The sequence below is a fragment of the [Flexibacter] sp. ATCC 35208 genome (assembly GCF_001975825.1).
Taxonomy (GTDB): domain Bacteria; phylum Bacteroidota; class Bacteroidia; order Chitinophagales; family Chitinophagaceae; genus Chitinophaga.
In genome coordinates, this window is sequence record NZ_MTKN01000016.1 from 120,963 (window position 1) to 145,596 (window position 24,634).

A 24,634-nucleotide genomic window follows, 5' to 3' on the forward strand; every position below is an offset into this window, starting at 1 on the left:
AATTTGTCCACGTATTTATAACGCCTTAAACGACAACACGATGAAAGCAATCTGGCAAAAGGAAGTAATAGCAGAAAGCGAAAAAACTGTCATAGTCGAACATAATCACTACTTTCCTCCCGAAGCCGTAAAACAGGAAATGCTAAGTCCCAGCAAGACCCACACAATCTGTCCATGGAAAGGAGAAGCATCCTACTATGATGTAACCGTGGATGGAAAAGTAAACAAAGACGCAGCCTGGTATTACCCAGCTCCCAAAGATGCTGCAAACAACATAAAAGGTTACATCGCCTTCTGGAAAGGTGTAGAAGTGTTACGGTAACCCATTGATCCTACTTACTAAAAACCCGGGAATGCAAAAATTTGATGCGATCGTCATTGGTTCTGGTCAGGGGGGAGTTCCCCTGGCAAAAAAACTGGCAAAGGCAGGCTGGAAAACAGCCATTATAGAAAAACGATGGATAGGCGGTACCTGCATTAATGATGGATGCACTCCCACAAAAGCAATGATTGCCTGTGCCGAAGCAGCACATACTGTGGCCAACAGCAGGCAATGGGGGATCACTGTGTCCGGTTTTCAACTCGATTTTGAAAAAATCATCGCCCGCAAGAATGAGATTGTCACCTCCTTCAGAGGCGGGGCTACCAAAGGGCTGGAAAATACGGATGGGGTCACTACCTACTATGGCACTGCCAGCTTTAACGGCCCCAAAACAGTGGATGTAAAACTCAGAACAGGCAGCTCCGAAACCATTACAGCCGATCATATCTTTATCAATACCGGTACCTCCCCAAAGATCCCGGATATTCCCGGCCTAAATCAGGTACCCTATCTTACTAATACGACTTTACTGGATCTGCAAACCCTTCCCTCCCACCTCATCGTACTGGGTGGCAGTTACATTGGTTTGGAATTCGGACAAATGTTCCGCCGGTTTGGTTGTCAGGTCACGATCATCGAACGCTCTACTTTGCTGAAAAGAGAAGATGAAGATGTGTCTGCCGCCATGAAAAAGATCATGGAAGGGGCTGGCATCAAAGTACATACAGGTGCAACTATCAAACAAATTGAAGGCGCCGGCGATGCCGTGAGGATCGTACTGAATGCCAATGGTGAAAGTACCACCGTCACCGGCTCTCATATTCTCGTTGCATCCGGCCGTACACCGCAGACAAAGGAATTACACCTAGATACTACCGGCATCACTACCGACGAAAAAGGCTTTATTCCTGTGAATGAAAAACTGGAAACTTCTGTACCTGGCATCTATGCCCTTGGAGATGTAAAAGGAGACCCGGCATTTACACATATTTCCTACAATGATCATCTCATCCTGCTCAAAAATCTAGTCGAAAAAAAGAACGAAACCACTATTGGCAGACCTGTCCCCTATTGCGTATTTACCGATCCGCAATTAGGCAGAATTGGGCTAACAGAAAAGGAAGCACGCGAACAGGGTCTCGATATCCAGGTAGCCTGTCTGGATATGTCTAAAGTAGCCCGCGCTATTGAAACAGGACACACAGATGGTTTTATGAAAGCAGTGGTCGAAAAGTCAACAGGCAGGATATTAGGCGCCGCAATCTTAGGCCATAACGGCGGTGAAATCATGAGCGTACTACAAATCGCCATGATGGCAGGCATGACCGCTACACAGATCCGGGAAATGATCTTTGCGCATCCACTGTACACAGAATCATTGAACAATCTTTTCATGAGCATCACAAAGTAATTGTACTTATTACGGAACAATTTGTACAAATCAAAGATTCCCCTGTTCCTAAAAACAATATGAGTAATTTCATCCCCATATGATCAAACTGGAAAATGTGAGCAAGTCATTCCTCAACGGTAAGCCAGCCGTTTCTGCTGTATCATTCGAAGTGAATGCAGGAGAAACACTTATTCTGCTGGGCACCAGTGGAAGTGGGAAAACTACCACACTCAGAATGATCAACCGCCTGTTATTGCCAGACAGCGGGAATATTTTTGTAAACGGTCAATCCGTATTATCCCAACGACTGGAATCCCTGAGAAGAGGCATCGGTTACGTACTACAATATCACGGTCTCTTCCCCCATTACACCGTAGGTGAAAACATCGGCGTGGTACCCGGTCTGCTCAGGTGGGATGCAGGTCGCATCGCATCGAGAGTAGCGGCATTGATGGAAAAACTCCATCTCCCTGTTTCCGATTTTCTCCATGCATATCCGCAACAACTTAGTGGCGGACAGCAACAACGTGTAGGTCTGGCCCGCGCACTCGCCGCAGACCCACCCGTATTGCTCATGGACGAACCTTTTGGCGCACTTGACCCCGTGACCCGCGCCAGCGTAAGAAAAGAATTTCGCGCACTCGACGAAATACAATCTAAAACCATCATCATGGTCACCCATGATGTGCAGGAAGCCTTTGAACTGGGCACGCAAATCTGCCTCATGGACAAAGGCAAAGTACAGCAAACCGGCACACCCGCCGAACTCTTATTTTCACCCGCTAATGACTTTGTCAAAGCCTTTTTTGATGAACACCGCTTTATACTGGAACTGAAAGCACTCACTATCGCCGACATCCGGCCATGGTTAGCGCCAATCAATGGCAATGATACCCTGACCATATGGGACGCCATCGCCGCCGGCATGCCCCGCAATACACTGCTGGATGCCGTAGACCAGTACAGGCAATCTAAACATATGCATGGAACCAGCTAACAGCTTTATTGACTTTCTACAGCAGGAATCCGGCAAAATACTGGAACAAACCCTGCAACATATCGGCCTTACCTTTATCTCTTTGTTGATCGCCGTTGTGATTGGTGTGCCCCTGGGTATCCTCATCACCCGCAGGCCTAAAATGGCAGGTGCCGTATTGGGCATTGCAGGAGTATTACAAACCATCCCCAGTATAGCCCTTTTAGGCTTCATGATTCCCCTGTTAGGGATTGGCCCTTTACCTGCTATCGTCGCGTTATTTTTGTATGCGCTATTGCCCATTGTACGCAATACTTATACAGGGATCATACAGATGGATCCCGCCGTTATCGAAGCGGCGACCGGTATCGGTATGAGCCCCCGTCAATTATTATTTAAAGTACAACTACCACTCGCCATGCCTGTGATACTGGCGGGTGTAAGAACCGCTACCGTGATCAATGTGGGTGTCGCCACCCTCGCTGCCTACATTGCTGCCGGTGGCTTAGGGGAATTCATTTTCGGTGGTATCGCGCTCAACAACACGAACATGATCCTGGCTGGTGCCATTCCTGCGGCCTTGCTCGCTATCTTATTCGACTGGGGCCTCTCCCGCATCAAATTCCGCAAGGTGTTCCTGCTGCCGCTGCTGATATTGGTGCTATCCTCTTTTTACCTGCTCCCTGACTTTTATGGTTCTAAATTGCTCGCAGGCTTTACCCCGGAATTCATGGGACGGAATGATGGAGATGTAGGTTTAAAAAAGATCTATGGATTAAAAATTCGCACGGTGGTAATCAGCGATATGATCATGTACAAAGCCGCTTACGACAAAAAGGTAGACGTAATCAGCGGCAGCAGTACCGATGGCCGTGTAAAAGCGTATGACCTCCAGGTATTACAGGATGACAAACACATATTTCCGCCGTATTACGCCGCACCAATTGTGAGACAGGACGTGCTTGACAAATACCCCGAACTGGCCCCGGCCCTCGATAAACTGTCTGGTACAATTAATGATAGTATCATGACGGCCTTGAATTACCGGGTAGATATTTTAAAACAGTCCCCGGCTGTTGTTGCTAAGGAGTTTCTCGATGCCCACCACTTGCTGCGATCACCCGGAACGGGTACAAAAGGTACGATCCGCATTGGCGCCAAGATCTTTGGTGACGGCTACATCCTCGCAAATATGTACAAATTACTGGTTGAAGGTTTTACTGATCTGCATGTAGAAACAATGACCGGTCTGGGAGGTACAAAGATCTGCTTTGAAGCACTCACCAATGCACAGATTGACCTGTACCCGGAATATACCGGTACCGGTCTGCTCGTCATCTTACTGGCACCTCCGTCTACCCTCGATTCATTGGGTGGACAGGCTGATAAAGTTTATGACTACGTGGCAGCGGCCTTTCAACAACGCTATCATATTAAATGGCTGGCACCTGTTGGATTCAATAATACGTATGCATTAATGATGCGCAGACAACAGGCCAGTGCTTTAAAAATTAAGACTATCAGCGACCTGACAAAATACTTACAATGGAATTAAAGCAAGCTTTCGACACCGTGCGCCAAAGATCTGTGAGCATATGCGCGCCTTTACAAACAGAGGATTATGTGGTACAACCAGTGGTAGATGTGAGTCCGCCCAAGTGGCATTTAGGCCATACTACCTGGTTCTTTGAAACATTTGTATTACAGCCAAATTTAAACGGCTACCAGATATTTAATACTGATTACAACTTTGTATTTAATAGCTACTATGAATCCGTAGGTGCGAGAGTTATTCGTACAGATCGGGGAAATCTTAGCAGACCAGGTGTGGCGGATGTATACCGTTATAGGGAATACGTAGATAAAGAAATGGGTAAATTACTCGCACAGGATATATCCAAAGAATTACACGCACTGATCACTTTAGGTTTAAATCATGAAGAACAGCACCAGGAATTACTTGTCACTGATATAAAATATATCTTAGGGCACAATCCTTTGTTCCCCGCTTACCAGGAGGACTACAATTTCAAAGAACAGCCGGTGGCCAGCAGTCATTTCATTGCTTTCCCGGCAGGTATCTACGAAATCGGTTATACCGGCGAAGGTTTCTGCTTTGACAACGAACTGAACAGACACAAGGTGTACCTGGAAGAATTTAGTATCAGCAGTGCGCTTGTCACGAACGCTGAATACCTGGAATTCATGAAGGCTGGCGGTTACACGGACTTCCGTCACTGGCACGCCGAGGGATGGGACTGGGTAAAAACCAATAAGATCAACGCCCCGCTTTACTGGCATGAAGTAGATGGTGACTGGATGAATTACACTTTAAAAGGATTCAGGGCCATTGACCCCAGCATGCCACTGGCGCATATCAGTTATTACGAAGCCGCTGCTTTCGCGGCATGGAAAGGATTGCGCCTTCCTACAGAAAATGAATGGGAAGCCGCCGCACCGCAACTGGCGTGGGGAGAAAGATGGGAATGGACAGAAAGTGCGTATCTTCCTTACCCCGGTTTTGTAAAAGCACCCGGCGCTATCGGCGAATATAACGGAAAGTTCATGGTGAGCCAGATGGTACTGAGAGGCGGCTCTGTAGCCACTCCACCGGGACATAGCCGGATCACTTACCGAAATTTTTTCCATCCGCCACTGAGATGGCAATATACTGGCATCAGATTAGCTAAATAATTCTCATTCAACAATTAAGTTTACATTATGGCTACCACCTCTGTAATGAATGCTTTCACTGTATTGACCCCGAAGCTGGAACAATTGCCCGTTTTTCATCGTGATGTACTGCAGGGATTGAATGCAAAAGATAAATATCTCGACGCTAAGTATTTTTATGATGACAACGGAGACCGCATCTTTCAGCGTATCATGGCTTGTCCGGCATACTACCCGACGAATTGTGAGATGGAAATTATGCAGGAACAATCCGCGCAGATCAGTGCGCTGATTGCATCGCTCACAGATACTTTCGATGTTGTAGAACTGGGTGCAGGCGATGCGACCAAGTCCGTACACCTCTTACAGGAATTACTACATATAGATCACTCTTTCACTTACTACCCCATTGACATAAGTGCAAATGTGATCAGTCAACTGGAGCAAAACCTACCTGAGCGCTTACCGGGGTTGCAGGTACATGGGCTGCACGGTGAATATTTCGAGATGCTGCGTATGGTACAGACGCTATCGGCAAGACCTAAAGTCGTACTATGTATGGGTGGCAATATCGGCAACTTCACCCCTGCAGAAACCCGTAAGTTCTGCCGCCAGCTGCGCAATTATTTACAACCCCGCGATATGTTGCTCACAGGTTTCGATCTGAAGAAGCATCCGCAGATTATTCTGAATGCGTACAATGATTCAGAAGGTATTACGCGCGAGTTCAACCTGAACCTCCTCACCAGGATTAACAGGGAAATGGAGGCGGATTTTGACCTGTCAAAATTCGACCACTATCCTACTTACGATCCGGGTACAGGCGCCTGCAAGAGTTATCTTGTGAGTTTGGAGGACCAGGAAGTGCATATTTTAAATAAGACGATTGAGTTTAAAAAGTACGAAACGATCTATATGGAGATCTCACAGAAGTATAGTCTGGATGAATCAGAGAAACTGGCTATACAGGCTGGCTTTGAGCCCATCGCGCACTTTACGGACAGGAAAGGTTGGTTTGTAGATAGTTTATGGCAGGCGTAAAATAAATTCAGAAAAAAGGGGGCGTCTCAGAAATTCGAGACGCCCCCTTTTTCTTTGAAAATGTTTTCATTCCACGTTGGAGAATTCCATCTTTCATGAATGTTTTATTCGGGTACCTACCAGATGGAGAGAATTTTCGTACATGCCATTCTCATGGCCCTCCAGTTATTTATGATACATCCCCGTTTCTTTTTGGTGGATGCCTCCCTTATGGATTTGCAAATAATGATTCCAGCGCATCCAGCAAAATATCAATTTCATCTTCCGTATTGTAATAATGCGGGGATATGCGCAGCGCCCAGTTCACGCCCTTTGATTTAAAATCGATCAACGCACTGGATGTCACACTAATGGCTGTATTTATATTTCGCTCACGCAGTGAAGTCAACAGCCATTGCGGATCACTGACAGGTGCAGACAGGGTGATGATACTGGCCAGTTCCTTTCCTTTATCTAACAACGTTACACCCGGCAGGGATTCCAGCCGTGGACGCAATAACCCGCACAGGTATTTATTCCGGTCCGCAATATTTTGTAACCCGATTTCATTGGCATAATGTACAGCGGCATAACCACCTGCTATCAATGCATAAGACTGCTCCCAGTCCTGAAAGCGTTTTGCATCCGATGCCGGAATGAAGGTATCATCATCCGTCCAGGTAGCTGCATACATATCTAAAAACAACGGATACCAGGGTTTATGCAATATCCTGTCAGACACATATAAAAATCCCGCACCCCTTGGTCCACGCAGGTATTTACGCAGCGTAGCACAAAGAAAATCACACCCCATCTCTTCTACATCCAATGGTAATTGTCCGGCTGACTGACACGCATCTACGAGATAAGGTATGTCCAGTTCACGGCATACTTTTCCTATTTCCGCCACAGGCTGGATTAAACCGGTATTTGAAGGAACGTGTGTGAGTGACACGAGCCTGGGATTTCTATCACGAATTAATGATGCCATGTGATCCACATCCACACCACCTTCCGGCATACTATGTGCACGTACCAGCTCTATTCCAAACCGCTCTTCCAACGAGAGGAACTGCAACTGGTTACTCGCATAATCTTCATTGGCAATTACCACCACATCTCTCTTTTTAAATGGAATGCACGAAAGCGCCCGCGCAAAACTGTTTGTCGCGCTGCTGGTAAATGCAATATTCTTCGCAGAAGCATTCAGCAATCTTCCTGCGGCCAGATAAAAACGGTTAAGGGCAGTTGCATTAGCTGCCGCCGTTTCATAACCTCCACAATTAGCTTCTTCAGCAAGATAATCCTGCATGGCCTGCAATACCGGGTAAGGTGGTAAAGCAGCGCCGGAATTATTAAAGTGTACTTTGGTCTGGCAGCCGGGTGTATCTGCCCTTAGGTTAGCGATGTCCATGGTATTTATTTATTTCCACGCCCCCAGCATTCTTCTCACAGCCACAATTTCGCCGGTATGGTAACTGTTATGATCAGCAATCAGCAGTGCTTCGCGGAAGAGGTGTTGCCCATCTCCATGTGTAAAGGGCTCGAAAAGATCTGCATCAGGTCGTTTGAGCAATTTAATAAATTCTGCGCAATCCTTTTTGATCTGGGTGATGCTGTGCTTCCAGGCTTCGTCGTCTTTGGGCGCCGGCTCCCTGGGCCAGTAACCTTCTGGCCAGGGTGGGGACTGGTGACCTGGATTTTTTGAGAACTCTAATATATCCCATTGGGCAATGCGAATGTGTTCTACCAGTTGCCAGATGCTGTAAGGCATATTTTCCGGTACGACTCCTCTTATTTTTTCAGGTACCCCGTTGACGGCATCTTCGAATGAGATATGGGCATGACTGCCTGTGAGGAGCTCTTCTAATGATTTAATGACTTCTTTTTGTACCATGATTTGCTTTTTGGAATAGGCGTCAAACAGGGTGCCAAGCCGGCAAAGCTTCGGTGTAGCTTCGCTACAACTTCGCTACCAAAAGGTCACTATAAGGGCACCTCATTATCCCTTGGATATTGAAGTGCCCTTATAGTGACGTTATAGTGTCCTTATAGTGACGTTATTATATCGAAGCTACACTATAGCTTTACTATGACTTTGCTATTGCCATTTGTTTACTTACTAATAAGTAAGTATCTTTGCTCCCATGCAGGACACCAAAGAAAAAATAGTCGACCTGGCTGACCAGCTGATCAAAACAAAAGGCTTTAACGCCTTCAGTTACAAAGACATATCCGATCCGCTGGCCATTAAGAATGCCGCAGTTCACTACTATTTCCCCACCAAGGCCGACCTTGGCATGGCCGTCATTGACCAGGAAATCACCTGGATGAATAACGGAATTGCCAATTGGGAAGCCCTGCCGGAAGATAAGCAGCTGCGCCACCTCATTGCCTCTTTCGAAAACAAATGCAATTCCCACATGGTCTGTATCATGGGATCCCTATCCCCGGATTACAATACGCTGCCTGAAAATATGCAGGCGCGCCTGCGACAATTCAGTGCTTCTGTCATAACCTGGGTTACAGAATGTCTCGAAAACGGACAAAAAAAGGGTATCTTTCACTTCAAAGGCACCGCCGGGGACCGGGCATTATTAATCGTTTCCAACCTGCTCGCTTCTCTCCTCCTCAGCCGTGTTATGGGAGAAACCGCATTTGAAAAAATCAGCAAACAATTATTAGACGATATTTTATGAAAAGAGTAGTAATCACCGGCTTAGGCGCGATCACGCCTATCGGGAATCACGTGAAAGCCTTCTGGGACAATTTGCTGGCGGGCAAAAGCGGCGCTGCGATGATCACAAAATTCGACGCCAGTAAGTTTCGAACGCAATTCGCCTGCGAGATCAAGGACTATGATCCTTTACAATATTTAGATAAGAATGATATCAGGAAAACGGATCCGTTTACCCAATACGCACTCATTGCCGCCCAACAGGCGGTAGACGATTCAGGCATTGACTTTGCCACCATGAACCCCTTCGATACAGGGGTGATCTGGGGTTCTGGTCAGGGTGGTATGCAGACCTTCGAAGAACAGGTAAAAGAATATGTGGAGAATAATTTCCAGCCGCGTTTCAATCCTTTCTTTGTGCCAAAATTAATTGCGAACATGGCATCGGGTATGATCTCAATCCGCTTCGGGTTAATGGGGATCAACTATACCACCGTATCTGCCTGTTCTACCAGCAATACGGCCATCATGGATGCACTCAATTACATTCGCTGGGGCAAGGCCAAAGTGATCATCACCGGTGGTTCTGAAGCGCCGATTACGGAGGCTTCCGTAGGTGGATTCTGTGCCATGAAAGCTATGTCGCAGCGCAACGGAGATCCTGCCCATGCAAGCAGACCATTTGATACAGGCAGAGATGGATTCGTGATGGGTGAAGGCGCCGGTGCACTGGTACTGGAAGAATACGAACATGCGGTAGCGAGAGGTGCACACATCTATGCAGAAGTAGCCGGTGCTGCCATGACTGCTGATGCCTACCATATGACCGCTACACACCCGCAGGGACTGGGTGCCTACGAAGCAATGAAAAGAGCGCTGGAAGATGGTGGTTTAAACCCCTCTCAGGTAGATTATCTGAACGCACACGCGACCAGTACACCCGTAGGGGACCTAAGTGAAATTGCGGCCATTACCAGGCTGCTTGAACCATCTGTCGCCATCAGTGCCACCAAGTCTATGACCGGTCACCTTTTGGGTGCTGCGGGTGCTATAGAAGCAATTGCTTCTATATTAAGTATCAAAAATGGAGTGATCCCACCTACCATCAATACGACTGAACTTGACCCTGCTATTCCGGCAGGACTCAATATCATATTAGGTAGTGCAGTAAAGAAAAAGGTAAACGTCGCAATGAGTAATACCTTTGGTTTTGGAGGTCACAATGGCATTGTGGTCTTTAAAGCTATATAAAAATAATCAGCCTTTGAGAGTACCGCCTCTCAAAGGCTTTAACAGATCCATCAACCCATTCAGCCTGATCTCGTACATCGTACTTAGCAACATCCCCAGCTTTCCCTTCGGCCATCCTTCCCGATTAAACCACTCCAGGTAAGACACCGGCAAATCGCACAGCAATACATCCTTATACTTTCCAAAAGGCATTCTCATCGTTACCAACTGTTTAAAAATCTCCGGATCCGGTCCTGCTATTTCCATAAGCTTACTTTTTGCAAATATATTTTTTTGAATTTAAATCCATTTTTTTGACACTTCCGTATATACTTTCATTATTAAAAAATATCTATATCTGTCTAAGCAGATATATTGGAATAAAGGGACTTTTACAAGCGCTGCCGATATGGCGACAATACATTAAGTGACAAATTAACGAATTCATTACCAATTTAATATCTGGAAATAGTCGTGTGAATCTTACTTGCAGTGTCTATACCTATTTGCAACAGCTTTGTACAAAAAGGCACATTTTCATTTTGCATTTTTGTGAACTTTTTGATTTAAACATCCCCCCAGAAGAGTGGTTATGAGAATAGCCGGTTGCAGATATTTATGTCTGTAACCGGTTTTACCTTTTTCAGGCCATTATGACGCTTAAAAAAAAAACCGGGGCAATGGAGCAAGAGATCAGGCAGAGCAAAGCCGAATTGTACGAATTACTACTGCGATATATTCATTCTAAACAAGCCGAAAAGGATCTCCTTGAAGGAGATGATCTGAGTATGGACCTGTTGAGGAATAGTATTACCACACTAGGCGAGCGGCTCAGAGAAGTAGAAAATAAACTCGCTGCCACCGAAAAACTATTAAAGTTATCACAGGAATCATATTCCAGCCTGGTGGGCGAAATCCAGGACTATGGGATCATCACCCTCGATCCTGATGGAAATATCCTGACCTGGAACAAGGGTGCGGAACGTATCAAAGGGTACACCGCACAGGAAATCACAGGCAAAAATTTCAGGATGTTTTACACACCAGCTGCCAGAGCTGAGTGTATACCTGAAAAGCTCTTATCCACCGCTATCCAGGATGGTCGCGTTCAAAACGAAGACTACCGGGTGCATAAAGACGGTACCCTGTTCTGGAGTAGTGTGACCATCACTGCCCTTCGCAATAATGAAGGTGAGTTAACCGGGTTTATCAAAATTACCCGCGACCTCACCGAGCGGAAACAGATGGAAGACCAGACCCAGTTATACCTTCGTAAACTGGAAGTGGAAAACCGGGAGCTGGAACAATTTACCTACATCGCCTCCCATGATATGCAGGAACCATTACGCTCTATCAGCACATTGGTAGAACTGGTGGCCACGGAATATACCGGCAAACTGGATGAAACTGCGGACAACTACCTTCGCTTTATCCGCCAGTCAAGTAATCGCATGAGTGACCTGATCAAAGCCCTGCTGGACTACTCACGTATCGGCAATGTGAAGCAGAAGGAGGCTGTAGATTGTAACCAGATCATCCTGACGGTAGTAGACGATTTGCGCACAGCCATACACGAGAGCAAGGCACAGGTGATTATGGAAAACTTACCTATCGTTCATGCCTACCCAATAGAACTGAAATTATTATTTCAAAATCTGTTGAGTAATGCAATTAAGTTCAGACAGCAGGATGTGCCTCCTGTGATCCGCATTACCTGTGTGAAAAGAGAACATGAATACGAATTCATGTTTTCAGACAATGGGATCGGCATCGCACCTCGTTATCAGGAAAAGGTATTTGAGATCTTTCAACGCCTGCACAATAAACTCCAATACGAAGGCACAGGCATTGGACTGGCTCACTGTAAAAAGATCGTTTCCCTCCACGGAGGCGAGATCTGGCTTACCTCCACACCAGGCGTAGGGAGTCAATTTTATTTTACAATTTCAGCATAAACCACATGAACAGAAAATTACATTCCATCCTATTAGTTGAAGACGATGAAGCCACCAATTTCATCAGCCAAATGGTGATTAAAAAAATGGATTGTGCGAACCATGTGCATGTGGCATGGAATGGTGCGGAAGCACTGGATTACCTGAAAGCCTGCAAAGAAACAACACAGGGTCAGCCTGACCTCATTTTGCTGGACATTAATATGCCTGCCCTGAATGGCTGGGAATTTCTCGATGAATACAACAAACTGGGCGATAAGGAAAAAGGACAGGTAGTCGTAGTGATGCTCACTACGTCTATGAACCCCGATGATCATAAACGGGCTATCAGTCATCCTGATGTATCCGGGTTTAGAAACAAACCATTGACGACCGGGTTAATGGAAGACATTCTCGACGCATACTTTAACGCTTAAAAATTACAACCACCCTTTTTCCTGCCAGGATGATATTACATCCGGTACCACTCCGCATTCCCTCAAAATTCTCTCAAACTCCTCCATATCTGATTCCCAGTCAATCGCATACGCTGCAAAGTCATCACTCACCGGCAGGCGGTTGTACAACTTATTTGTCGTGAGTAACCACGCTACTTTGCGCAGCATGCCGGCGGCTATTTCCCACTTCTCTTCGCGCTCTATGATCTGCATGAACTGCTTGAAAGGCCGTTCAAATTTCTCCGTACGAATAGGCATATACGGGTGATCCATCTCTGTCGATAAAAAGATCAGATCAAAGATGTCTTCGTCCTGATGACGGCGGGAGATTTCAGTAGTAAAAGCCTGTGAGCGTGGAGAAAGAGAGGGAATATATTCAGCTATTTCGTGGTAGTTGATTTCCAGCAGGGATAGCGGTGTTTCGATCCGGGATGCAGTAAGCGTATCTACGATGGCTTCAGCGAGCTTTTCGGCCACTTCTTCTTCCAGTGCATGTACGTTCAGTGTATCATCCGGTCTGACCCAGGTGAGCCGCTCAGTACCCGTTTCGCAAACGGCCCTGATTTCGTCCAGCTGACCATCGGGTGTGTACGTATAATCCTGACGATATTGGTACTCACCGTGTCCGGGGGCCATACCGAGGCCGTCGGCAGTGAGGATACGGTCATTCTCCCAGTTGTATTCTTCTATGCTGATAAAGAGGGAATAATGATCTTCCAACATATCAGTGATCATGTCATCTGCACTCATTCCGCTGTAGTTATTGGCACTGCCCCGGGTATTGACGAGGAGGGATTGCCAACCTACCTTTCTGCCATCTTTGTAAAGCATTCGTTTTATACAGGAAGGTATTTGTGTATGTTCTGTAATGCAATATTCAACATACTCGACAACATTGTCACTATAAGAATAATATCCTTCCCAGTTTATATTATTCACCACATGGCGAAATGCAGTATAAACGGGCTTTCCATCTTCTCCAAATCCATAAAAATGATAATCATTGATCTCTCTGGCACGGGCTTCGGGGAATATTTTCCCTTCAGGCAGCATAAATGCCTGGGTTCCATAGTCTTTCAGATCATATCTGAATCCAGGCACATACTTCTCGGTCAGGATCTTCGCTTTATATTCGGGTAGAAGGGATAGCTCATTAAATGCATGTTTCCACCTGGTTAGTAACTCTTGCTTCAGTATTTCAAGGTCCATCAGCCGGCATTTTGAATAAAAATAATATATTATAATTGACATAGCAAGGAGAATTTCTGTTTATCTTTATCGATCATAACCACGACTAAGAACCTATGCCTACGAAAAACCTGCGAAGGTGCCTGCTATCCTGTATCTGCCTGTTGTACGCCATATCTCTAAGAGCACAATATCCAGTTCCTCAGGTAGTTGGACAACCTTCTCTCACAGCCAGATGGTTATCTATCAATCCCCGTTCATGTGGTACGGATATGATGATGAATACATGGCGCCAAAGCACCGCTTTCAGACAAAAAGAAAAGAAGACCAATCATGCTATCCTAATGAATACTAACAGGTTAGCTGCGGCGGATTATACATTGCCCGTCGTTTTTCATATCATCAATGAAGATCCCGCTTCCATTACGGACCAGGATGTAACAGATGCCCTCGCGGCACTGAACGATGCCTATGGCAAAACCGGGGCATTTGCAGGAGCAAGAACGGATACCCGTATACAATTTTGCCTTGCCAAAACTGACCCTGATGGCGGCGCTACCACCGGGATATTACGTACAAAGTCTTATCTCTCTGATTTTGACGCGGATATGGAAGGAGATGCGCTTACCGCCCTTGGTAAATGGGATGGTAGCCGCTATATCAATATCTGGGTCGTATCCGGCATCAAATCCGAGTTTCTGCAGACATTTGAATGCGGCGCCTGGACCCGCATGCACATGGCCGGCTATGCCAGTGCTGGTGGCGATGTAGTGGTATCTGGATTGGGAGTAGACCTCGTGGCGCACGAAATGGGGCACTACCTCAGCCTCATTCACACTTTTGCCAACCAGGATTGTAAAAATGATGATTGTACCACAGATGGAGATATGGTGTGCGATACGCCACCAGATAAATCTATCAATGGTGGATTCCCCTGTAGCAATCCCGAGAATTCATGTAGTACCGACACCTTATCCGGGTTTACAACTGATGTACCGGACCTGCCGGATAACTTTATGGACTATGGTGGCGGTACGGGTTGTGTCATGTCTTTTACAGAAGGACAGGCACAGCGTATGCGTGATTTTATCGGGAGCAGTCTGCCGGGGATGATTGGCAGTACGTTGTGTAACCCACCTTGCGCTACTGCTGCTGTAGCGGGTTTTACGAAGGATGCGGATTATCCTTTGATGGGGAGTACAGTGAATTTTACAAATACTTCTACAGGCGCAACTACCTATCAGTGGCTGGTAGATAATGTGGTGGTGAGTACGGGTGCCAGCTTCAGTCTACATGTAACAGAGAAGAAAAGCTATGTGGTCGTATTGCGTGCATACGATGCCTCCGGTTGTTTTAGCAGCATGCAGGATATACTACAGGTCAGTTGTGGGGTGACTGCCCGCTTTTATCCTGATAAAAGAAAGATCGCTTCCAAAGCAGGTGTAGAACTGGATAGTGTGTTGTTTACAAATCGTTCTATCAATGCCAGCAGCTATTCATGGAGAATAAAACTGGGCGCCGGTGAAACGGAAGTTGCGACCACTGAGGATCTGACTTATGTGTTTCAGACACCGGGCACTTACCAGGTAAGACTCATTGCGACTGATGGCAGTTGCTATGATACGACCAACTACGTAACGATTGTAGTCGATGATCCTACCGCTGATGGACATGTGTACCTGAACAGTGTGGCATGTTATAATCAGACGCAGTTACAGATCTCTTTATACTTCTACAACTTCGGTTATCAGACAATTCCAAAGGGTACGCTTATTACTTTGTATAACGGCACGCATGATTCCATTGGTGTTTATTTATTGCCTTACGATCTGAAAGGTAAATGTGCATCTTACCTGGAAACATTTATCCTGAATGCATATGCGGATACCCTGATTGCTAAATTTGGTACGAACACCGCCATGATGAATAATTACCGGTTCAGGATCCAGCTCACGCCCGCCGATATTGCCATGACACCCGCGGAGACCATTGACCTGACACCAGCAGTAGTATCTGGTGGGGCGATCAATACTGTAACATGGACACCCACTACATATGTAAGTTGTGATAATTGTACGACCACTACTTTCACAGCACCATATCGTAAGGATACGTTGTATCAGCAAACAGTGAAAGTGACGAATGGGAACAATTGTTATGATACCACATTTACCACCATACACATTGCCCCTGTAGATGACTATACTGCCAATGTACTGAGCACAGAATGCGCCCGGAATGATAGTATGTATATCACATTTGAAGTGTGTAATAACTACATTGCGGGAAATGTACCACAGGATCTAAACCTGAGCTTTTATGATGGAAATGGTTTGGTGATTGGGAATAACTATACCATTGCTGCGTATAGTGCAGATGCCTGTGAAACCTATCATGTAACTTTAAAAGGCGTTTCTCCTTTCAGTATAAAAGTGAATACAGGTACATGGGCAGAAACAGATACGACCAATAATACGACCACTGGTACATATACATTGCCGGCTGGTAGTATGCTGCCTGCGGATACGACTGTGATGCGGGGAGCTTCGTATACGTTGAATACTGCTGTGAGTAACTTTACAGCTGCGACTTATGCATGGCGTACAGAAGGTGCAAATAGCCTGTTGGGCGCTACAACGGCTACACCGACCATCACCGTCAGGGACAGTGCCGGTATATATGCTATTATGACAAACGCTTACGGTTGTAATTTATCTGTATCAGGTATTGTGCGATTAATACCTCCTGATCTGACCATGACCATTTCTGATGTGAAATGTTATGACAATACCCATACCATCGTCACCTTTGAGATCTGCACCGGCAATGGCTATGACAGTATTCCGAAAGACCTGACCGTATCCTTCTATGATGGCGATTCCTTATTAAAACCATTGTTTTATAAAGACGCTGCTACAGCAGGTAGCTGTCATACTTACACGCAGGTAGTAAGTACGCCATTCAGCGGAGAGTTAACTGCGGTGGTGAATGCGAATGCTTTATTAAAAGAGACAGACTATACCAATAACAGCGATGCGGCATATACTTCTCCATTTACAGTGGGTTTTGAACCACATGTACTGGAAGTAGGCCGATTCCAGGATATACAACTATCCCCGATGCTCACAGGCGGCGAATTGCCAGCTACGCTAGCCTGGACACCGACAGAAGGATTATCCTGTACGAATTGCCTCTACCCTACTGTACATGCTGTATCGTCAGTGATCTATACGCTGGCTATTAAGAATGAATATTTCTGCACGGATACGGCTTCTGTGTATGTACATACGTCCGTGAAAGATCTGTTCTCCATGCCAAATGCCTTTAGTCCCAACGGGGATGGTGTGAATGATGTATTTTATATCATTGGTTCTAAAGATATTATTGCTATTGACGACTTCCTGATCTTTGACAGGTGGGGGAATAAAGTGTTTGAAAGACATCAGGGTGTGCCGAATGATAAGTCTTTTGGATGGGATGGTGCGAATGCGAAACCGGGTGCTTATGTATACTACATCAAAGCTGGCAATGCTCAGATAAAAGGAACGGTGCTATTGGTAAAATAAAATCGTTATTTATTCAAAAAAGGGCGTGTATCAAAAGAAAGATACACGCCCTTTTTATTCAGATACCTAATGGAGCCAGGTTTCTATTTATGCGATTCTCAGAGGTTTTAATTATTTATTTATGCCCTCTTTTTCTTTGAAAATGGTTTTCATCCCCGGTTGGTGAATTCCCTCTTTCATGAATGCTTTTATTCTACTTTTTTCACTTCAGAATACACCTGTTCTGCCACACCAGCCGTCTTCACCCCTACCCTTGCATAATACGCCGCATCCGCAGGCAAGGTCACTTGTATCGTGACCGGCCCTGATATATCAGGCGTTACAGCCGTGCTTTTGATGTTGTTCACCTGGTCTACAATATTGGTATTTCCAATATAAAGATTCACTGATTCCAGTGGCAGATTATTGTTGATCTGTTGTATGGATACAGTCGCTGTGAGCAACGTACCACTTTTTGTAAATGTCGCATTGCTGATAATGAAATAAGGATTCACAGAAATATCTACACTCGCAGATCCATTCACCTTTACATCAAGCGAATCCGCATCATCCAGCCAGGGGCCATTCCCCTGCCGCAATACTAATTTATAATCACCATCAAATAATATAGCAGAAAAAGCCCCATCCTGTCCTACATATACAGGGATCTTCGAAAACAATTCATATCCATGCTGCCACAGCTCTACCTGTACGCCATTGGAACGTACCCCAATTGCATTTTTATCATACACAACACGGCCGGTGAGTGTAGACTTTGGCTTTTCGAAGTTATCTTTTTTACATCCTGCTGCGAATATCAGCACCAGGGATGTGAGCAATAAGTATCTCATAACGTTTAGTGGAATGGATTTTTAATAATCTTAGGATTATTGTTCAGTACAGACTGGTCAATGGCAGTGTAGTAATTACCCAGCTGGAAGAAGCGGGGTGCGCGGAAACGGGGCGCTACCATTTTTACAAACACATACTTGCCATCGTGTGCATTTCCGGGACGGATCACCCTATAAGGATACAACGCATAGATCATAGCATCGGCACTGGATGTGCTGCCATTCCATACCTTGTCTGCAATACGCCATCGCTTCAGGTCCCATAACCGGTGGTCTTCGAAAGCCAGTTCTACCCTCCGCTCATTGCGGATGCGTTCATTCGTTAACACTGTCACGCTGTTCGCAGGGAAACCGGCGCGTTCGCGCAGGGTATTGATATAATTCAACGCTATGCCGGTCTGACCTAATTCAAAGGCGGCTTCTGTTGCATTGAGATAGACTTCCCCGAGTCTGAACCATACCCACCATACATCACTCTGTACACCACGGGTACTGGTTTTATCATTCGGATCAATGAACTTTTTCAGGTAGAAACCCGTGTTGGAGACTTCCTGTATAGAGCGGTGAGGGCCGGAGGTGCCAGTCAGCAATTTACCATCTGTGTAAGTGGTGCCAAGGTCGCTACCTTCTACGATATCGTAGGCGTTGCGGGTATCGTTCCATGCCATTACACCTGCCTGAATAGATAGTTGTAAGCCTTTGAAAGTGGTGCCGGGATAGATGATGGTACCATATAGGCGGGCGTCTTTGTTGGCAAAGATATCCTGCACATTGTCATAGTAAATAAAATCACTGTTGTCCGCAGTGCGGATTTTTAATGCCCCGCTGGTACCATCTAAGTATTCGTAGCTTTCCACAAGGTTTAATGAGGGTGTTATGGAGGACGAACCGAGGTTGTCTTCACGGATACCACGGGCGATATTGTCATAAGAGAACACGTGCTTGCGGGTAGGCAGGAGATAATCTTTTACAAAGATCACTTCTTTGTTGGATGCCTTCTTTGTCACTGCTTCGAAGAAGTTCTCCCCTGCATCAGGATTGTTCCTGTACAAAGTATAAGCGCCACTGTTTATAATCTCCTGTGAAGCGGCGAGTGACTGCTGGTAATAGTTGTTCGCCATAGCAGCCGGAATGCCTACTTCGCCATTAGGGGTGCTGATGGGTGCAGCCATGAGACCATTGTACTTAGCGATGGAACCAGCGTACAGCATCGCCCTGCTTTTCAATGCCAGCGCTGTATATTTGTTAGCGCGGGAAGCGCTGCCATCATTGCCAAGGTCATTTTTAATTGCATCTACTTCGCTGGCAATGAAGTCGTATACTTCTGATTCCTTTGCGCGAGGCTGCTGCAGGTTAGATACATTGCCGCTGTAGTCGTAGATGAGTTGGGTGGTGATGAGTGGCACTCCTCCCATTCTTTTTACTAATTCAAAGTAATTGAAAGCACGGAGAAAACGGAGTTCAGCGCTATATTGTTTTTTCTGGTCGTCTGTGAGGTTTACACCGTAAGTGGCAATGTTCTCCAATGCGAGATTGAGGTCGCGGATAAAGGTGTAGTTCCAGAGATACCAGCTGTTGTAGTTATAAGAGGTGATGTTGTTACGGCCATCTTCGTTGGACTGGCCACTCCACATGGCATCGTCAAAGTTGGCCATATCACGCCACTGGAACAGGCGGCCATCGGAGCCGTCATTGACATCTACAAGCCCTGATTCGGCAGGCAGCCGATCGTAAAAATTCGCGAGGAGGGCTACGATCTGTTTAGGATCGTTCCATACCTGCTGGTCGGAAAGGATGGTGCGGGGTTCCCGGTCCAGCCAGTCTTTCATACAGCTGGTGGAGAGCAGAAAGAGGAGGAGTATAAAGAGTTTTTTCATACAACGATTTTTAAAGGTTGCTTCGCAACCGCAGGTGGAATTAATTTTACCTTTAGTTCATTCATTTTTAGAATGACACGTTAAAGCCGAAATTGTACAAGCGTTGTTGCGGATAAACCAGGCCATTGGAAGAACTGATTTCAGGATCAATTTCAAACTCCTTTACATTGTCAAATGAAAACAGGTTAGTACCATTTACATACACACGCAGTGCAGAAAGCCCCATTTTCTTCACGAGGGTTTTGGAGAAATTGTATGCCAGTTCCAGGTTCTTCAGGCGCAGGTAGTGTACGTTCGTAATCCAGAAATCGTTTACCTGGTAGTTCACGTGTGTGGTATTGTCCTTGCGGATAGCGGGGTATTTACCACTTACCCATGCACAGCTGTTATCGTATGGATCGGTCCTGTGCCAGCGGTTGGCCAGCATGTATGCGGGAGAAGAACCATTGTTCTGGAATGGATAGCGCAGTTCCCAGTCACGCAGAAAAGACTGCATAGCAGCTCCTGCCAGATCCATTCTCAATGTGAACCCTTTGTAACCGATACTGGCATTCAGCCCAAAGCTCATGTAAGGCTGTGCACCCTGCGCATAGCCAATAGGACGCTGGTCCATGCCATTGATGATCTTATCGCCGTTTACATCTTCGTATTTGAAATCGCCGGGTAATTCGGTACGGTTCCCTTGTCCGTCATTATCAATACCATAGTTTTTGATTTCGTCTTCAGAGTTGAAGCGGCCGGTTACGTGATAACCCCAGGATTCATTCGCCCACCTGTTTTCGATAGAGTTACGGTATTCATCCCAACCGTTGCCAAATCGGGGTTTGTACGTATGCAGACTTCTCAAACGCGCAAAGGTGGCATTGACACCAATGCTGTAATTCACCTTGCCACGCTGGCCCATGTAGGTCACCATACCTTCTATACCACGGGTGGCGTCTGCATTCAGGTTGGCGTTGGGTAAAGTATACCCTACTTCGCTTGGCAACAGTACGTCGTAGCGGGCAGCAGGCAGACCTGTGCGGCGGCGTTCGAATACGTCGAACTGACCGTTCATTTTATTATTCAAAACTGTGAAATCAAAACCGGCGTTCCAGGTTCTGTTCTTTACCCATGACAGCTCCGTCACAGGTAAACCACGGGGGCGCAAACCGATTACATAGCTACTGTTCAGTACAGAACCACCCTGATTAAAGTTATAACCTGCGAGGTAACCAAATGAAGTCGGCGCGCTGCCATCGGAGAACCCGATTTCGCTACCTGTTTCACCATAGGACACTCTCAGCTTCAGGTCATTCAGCCAGTCTTTTTTCAGGAAAGACTCCTGTGTTACGCGCCAGCCAAGGGATATACCCGGGAAGAAACCCCAGCGGTGGCCCTGTGCATAGATGTAAGAACCATCGTAGCGACCCAGTACCTCCACGAGGTATTTGGATTTGTAATCGTAGTTGATACGACCGATGTAACCGGCTCTTGCTTCCAGCGACCATTCGTCGGAGAGATAGTCTTCTTCCACGAGGTATTGTGTAGGCACATAGTTGTTAGTTGGAATAGTATGTACTACGTAATAAGAGTTATCGTAGTCAGAAAGCTCGTACGCACCTACAGCAGATATATTGTGATCCCCGAACTTGCGGTTGTAACTAAGCTGGAACTGAGCATAGCGGGAGATCACATTTCGCTTGTGTCTTTCACGCCATGGGTTCTGGTTACCAAAACCGGCTTCAGTATAATAGCTGTCGTTGGTCGCGTCGTATTTGTAAGCGTCCCAGGTATATTCAAAGCCGTCGAATTCTTCGTTCATGTAGTTGTAAGAGTAGATGCCTTTTACAGTGAGACCGAAATCGAAGTCGTACTGGGCGTTCAGGTTTACGTTCATGCCACGCCACCATTCGTCTACATAACCAGTGATGTCGTCTTTGTAGGTGGCAGGGTTCACATTTACATTGTGGGTCTGGTTGATGTATTTCGGGTTATCGTTCGCATAAGGACTTTCGGTGGGCCACATGCTGAAGATACTGAGGAATGGGTTGAAGAAGTCGTCCAGACCTGGTACGCCTACATTGTGTCGTTTTTCAAGGCGGCCACTGATCTGGGTACCTACTTTGAGACCTTTTGCCAGGCTGCTTTCGAGGTTGGCCTGCAGGTTGGTACGCTCGTAGTTGTAGTCTTTGATCACAGCTTCCTGTTTGAGGCGGCTTACGGACATATAGTAGCTATTGCGGGGACCTCCACCGGATGCGTTGGCACTCAGGTAATACTGCGGAACATTGGGGCGTAGTACTTCTTTGTAGTAGTCATAGCTTTTGTAGCCTTTTTCTTTACCGGCCTCCCATTTTGCCAGTTCGTCTTTTGTGTAAAGCAATGAAGGATCACGGCCCAGGTTCTGTTCGGATTCCACCAGTGCGCGTACATACTGACCGGCATTGGCAGGATGTGGGTAGCGGGTAAAGTTCTGGAAGCCATAGTAAGCGCTCATGTTAATGTTCGGCTGGTCGTTTTTGCGGCCCTTTTTGGTGGTTACAAGAACGACCCCGTTGGAGGCGCGGAGACCGTAGATAGAGGCGGAAGCATCTTTGAGGATGGTGATGTTTTCGATATCATCCAGTCCCAGGTTGTTAAAGATATCCTGACCGGAGCCGGTGGTATAACCGAAGGCAGTGGTAGTGGTGCTACCGGTGTAAGGGACCCCATCTATCACAAAAAGTGGGTTCCCGAGGTTACGGATCTGGATAGAAGTACCATTACCGGGACGGGAGTCGGCAGCTCTGGCCGTAATACCGGGCATTTTTCCCACCAAAGCGCTGGAGGTAGTAGTGGCAGGGGTACGTACCAGATCGTCCGATTTCAGGGTACTTACGGCCCCTGTAACAGATGCCTTGCGCTGCACACCATATCCCACTACGACGATGTCGGTCAGGTTACTGGCCAGGGAGGTCATGGAGATCTGGATACGGCTGTTGCCTGAGAGGGTGACTTCGCGGGTCTGGTAACCGATGATACTGACGGTCACCACGCTTCCGGGAATGGCAGATAGTGAAAAGGTGCCATCGGGTTTGGTCACGACGCCTTTGTTACCATTTTTGACGGCTATGGTGGCACCGGGAATCGGGTTATTGGCAGAATCTGTGACAATGCCGTTAAAGGTTTGCAGATCGTGCTGCTGAGGGTATGCCCGTTCGTAAACGAGCAGCAGCAACGCTAAAAAAGCGTAAAGCAATTTCATAACGTCTTTTTTTACGTTTAAGTGGAAATGTGAGGTGAATGTTGAACAGCATGGCAAGGGCCCTTGCATGCTGATGCAACCGGGTTTTAGTTCGTATAAATCATCGGTTTAACTACGTACAGTGCTACTATTAGTCAGAATATTTTTTTCTATAACGGGTAATTTCAGGGTGAATTTAAAATATAATTGTCATTAGAACAATTATAAATCGATTCTTTGAGAAAATAAAGATTGGATTATATTTATGTTTTAGAAATTATACCTATATGATAAAAAATGCATTGCGGGTAGTAGCGGTTATTCTTGTACCTGTTTGTGTAGCGATACTATCTCATTTTATTTTCAGTTCCGGAACTATGGAAGGGTTATGGGGATTGATGACGATCGGGTTCCTCTTTGGGGTACCGATGGGTATGGGGGCTTTGACGGTTTTTGTTTCCAAAAGAGAAGATGTATTGAGTAAAATTTATAGTGCATTGATGCCGTGGTTGACAGTGACTGTTTTTATGATAATCACGTTGCTGTTTAAAACGGAAGGTTGGGGATGCTGGGTCATGGCGATGCCATTGTTTCTGGCTTTGAGTTCTATTGGGGGATTGATTGCGAGGCATTATAAACTGAGAGATAAAAACAAATTGCAGGTGTCGCTGGTATTGGTGTTATTACCATTTGTAGTAGCACCTGTGGAGCACCTGATCGGGGCGATCCCGGGCAGGTATAAAGCAGATACGCATATTGATATTCATGCACCGGCAGGAAAGATCTGGGAGAATGTAACGAGGGTGAGGGAGATCCCTGCTTCGCAGGATAAAGGGTGGCTGACAAAGATGCTGGATTTTCCAAGACCTGTAAAAGCGGAGCTGGATTATACAGGTGTAGGCGGCGTTCGTGAAGCGATATTTACAGGAGGATTAGTGTTTCATGAAACGGTAACGGAGTATGTAGTGCAGCAGAAAATGGTGTTTACGATAAAGGCAAATCCTTATGAGATTCCTTCCACTACGATGGATGAACATATTGTGATAGGCGGGGATTTTTTTGATGTGCTGAATGGAACGTATGAGTTAGAGCAATTGGGGAAGGATTATTACAGGGTGCATTTGTATAGTCATTTCAAGTTGAATACGACATTAAATTTTTATGCGAGTGTGTGGGCGCAGTGGATAATGAAGGATATACAGGGAAATATATTGCAGGTGCTGAAGACAAGATGTGAGAACTAAAGGGGGGAAAATAAAATCACTTAAAGAAGTTGTTTATACTT

At 46.1% G+C, this 24,634-nt stretch carries 19 protein-coding genes; 12 read left to right on the forward strand and 7 right to left on the reverse strand.

Annotated features, from left to right (window positions below):
• Positions 1–40 precede the first annotated feature (40 nt).
• The 6 genes from BW716_RS12455 (at position 41) to BW716_RS12480 (ending at position 6,405) form a co-directional block, all read left to right on the forward strand.
• Positions 41–322, forward strand: coding sequence for a DUF427 domain-containing protein (locus tag BW716_RS12455; RefSeq protein ID WP_083722883.1), 282 nt, complete (start codon positions 41–43; stop codon positions 320–322).
• 31 nt (positions 323–353) lie between these two features.
• A complete protein-coding gene (locus BW716_RS12460; protein WP_083722884.1) occupies positions 354–1,733 on the forward strand; it encodes a mercuric reductase in 1,380 nt (459 codons plus the stop codon).
• 79 nt (positions 1,734–1,812) lie between these two features.
• Entirely contained in the window at positions 1,813–2,712 is a 900-nt protein-coding gene (locus tag BW716_RS12465) for an ABC transporter ATP-binding protein (protein ID WP_083722885.1), read from the forward strand.
• Positions 2,699–4,246, forward strand: coding sequence for an ABC transporter permease/substrate-binding protein (locus BW716_RS12470; RefSeq protein ID WP_083722886.1), 1,548 nt, complete (start codon positions 2,699–2,701; stop codon positions 4,244–4,246). The genes BW716_RS12465 and BW716_RS12470 overlap by 14 nt, the downstream gene beginning before the upstream one ends.
• The gene (gene egtB, locus BW716_RS12475; RefSeq protein ID WP_083722887.1) at positions 4,237–5,385 is read left to right on the forward strand and encodes an ergothioneine biosynthesis protein EgtB; all 1,149 of its coding nucleotides are present in this window, start codon (positions 4,237–4,239) and stop codon (positions 5,383–5,385) included. The genes BW716_RS12470 and egtB overlap by 10 nt, the downstream gene beginning before the upstream one ends.
• Before the next feature lie 27 nt (positions 5,386–5,412).
• Positions 5,413–6,405, forward strand: coding sequence for an L-histidine N(alpha)-methyltransferase (locus tag BW716_RS12480; protein WP_083722888.1), 993 nt, complete (start codon positions 5,413–5,415; stop codon positions 6,403–6,405).
• A 208-nt stretch (positions 6,406–6,613) separates the two neighbouring features.
• Here BW716_RS12480 and BW716_RS12485 read toward each other — a convergent pair whose 3' ends face one another.
• Together BW716_RS12485 and BW716_RS12490 are read right to left on the reverse strand one after the other, a co-directional pair.
• Positions 6,614–7,798, reverse strand: a complete 1,185-nt coding sequence (locus BW716_RS12485; protein ID WP_083722889.1) for an aminotransferase class V-fold PLP-dependent enzyme — start codon at positions 7,796–7,798, stop codon at positions 6,614–6,616.
• A 9-nt stretch (positions 7,799–7,807) separates the two neighbouring features.
• Positions 7,808–8,281 carry a DinB family protein gene (locus BW716_RS12490; protein WP_083722890.1) on the reverse strand — a complete coding sequence of 158 codons (474 nt, stop codon included), beginning with the start codon at positions 8,279–8,281 and terminating at the stop codon, positions 7,808–7,810.
• Positions 8,282–8,531: 250 nt separating this feature from the next.
• On the opposite strand from BW716_RS12490, the gene BW716_RS12495 reads away from it, so the two are divergent.
• Both BW716_RS12495 and fabF read left to right on the forward strand, forming a co-directional pair.
• Entirely contained in the window at positions 8,532–9,083 is a 552-nt protein-coding gene (locus tag BW716_RS12495) for a TetR/AcrR family transcriptional regulator (protein WP_083722891.1), read from the forward strand.
• Positions 9,080–10,312: a beta-ketoacyl-ACP synthase II gene (fabF, locus tag BW716_RS12500; protein WP_083722892.1), complete on the forward strand. Its 1,233-nt coding sequence runs from the start codon at positions 9,080–9,082 to the stop codon at positions 10,310–10,312. The genes BW716_RS12495 and fabF overlap by 4 nt, the downstream gene beginning before the upstream one ends.
• A 6-nt stretch (positions 10,313–10,318) precedes the next feature.
• Here the strand turns inward: fabF and BW716_RS12505 are convergent, their stop codons facing one another.
• Positions 10,319–10,558, reverse strand: coding sequence for a DUF3820 family protein (locus BW716_RS12505; protein ID WP_083722893.1), 240 nt, complete (start codon positions 10,556–10,558; stop codon positions 10,319–10,321).
• A 413-nt stretch (positions 10,559–10,971) separates the two neighbouring features.
• Between BW716_RS12505 and BW716_RS12510 the strand changes: the two genes are divergently transcribed.
• The gene (locus BW716_RS12510) at positions 10,972–12,246 is read left to right on the forward strand and encodes an ATP-binding protein (RefSeq protein WP_235643631.1); all 1,275 of its coding nucleotides are present in this window, start codon (positions 10,972–10,974) and stop codon (positions 12,244–12,246) included.
• 5 nt (positions 12,247–12,251) lie between these two features.
• Positions 12,252–12,662, forward strand: a complete 411-nt coding sequence (locus BW716_RS12515) for a response regulator (protein ID WP_083722894.1) — start codon at positions 12,252–12,254, stop codon at positions 12,660–12,662.
• Between the two features lie 3 nt (positions 12,663–12,665).
• On the opposite strand, the gene BW716_RS12520 is transcribed toward BW716_RS12515, so the two are convergent.
• A complete protein-coding gene (locus tag BW716_RS12520; protein ID WP_083722895.1) occupies positions 12,666–13,892 on the reverse strand; it encodes a hypothetical protein in 1,227 nt (408 codons plus the stop codon).
• A gap of 95 nt (positions 13,893–13,987) precedes the next feature.
• Between BW716_RS12520 and BW716_RS12525 the strand changes: the two genes are divergently transcribed.
• Positions 13,988–17,437, forward strand: coding sequence for a gliding motility-associated C-terminal domain-containing protein (locus BW716_RS12525; RefSeq protein ID WP_083722896.1), 3,450 nt, complete (start codon positions 13,988–13,990; stop codon positions 17,435–17,437).
• A 188-nt stretch (positions 17,438–17,625) separates the two neighbouring features.
• Here the strand turns inward: BW716_RS12525 and BW716_RS12530 are convergent, their stop codons facing one another.
• The 3 genes from BW716_RS12530 to BW716_RS12540 all read right to left on the reverse strand — a co-directional run bounded on the left by BW716_RS12530 (position 17,626) and on the right by BW716_RS12540 (position 23,370).
• A complete protein-coding gene (locus BW716_RS12530; protein ID WP_083722897.1) occupies positions 17,626–18,267 on the reverse strand; it encodes a DUF3823 domain-containing protein in 642 nt (213 codons plus the stop codon).
• A gap of 5 nt (positions 18,268–18,272) precedes the next feature.
• Positions 18,273–20,144, reverse strand: a complete 1,872-nt coding sequence (locus BW716_RS12535; RefSeq protein WP_083722898.1) for a RagB/SusD family nutrient uptake outer membrane protein — start codon at positions 20,142–20,144, stop codon at positions 18,273–18,275.
• 67 nt (positions 20,145–20,211) lie between these two features.
• A complete protein-coding gene (locus tag BW716_RS12540) occupies positions 20,212–23,370 on the reverse strand; it encodes a TonB-dependent receptor (RefSeq protein ID WP_083722899.1) in 3,159 nt (1,052 codons plus the stop codon).
• A 266-nt stretch (positions 23,371–23,636) separates the two neighbouring features.
• Between BW716_RS12540 and BW716_RS12545 the strand changes: the two genes are divergently transcribed.
• Positions 23,637–24,593: an SRPBCC family protein gene (locus BW716_RS12545; RefSeq protein WP_083722900.1), complete on the forward strand. Its 957-nt coding sequence runs from the start codon at positions 23,637–23,639 to the stop codon at positions 24,591–24,593.
• Positions 24,594–24,634: the final 41 nt, after the last annotated feature.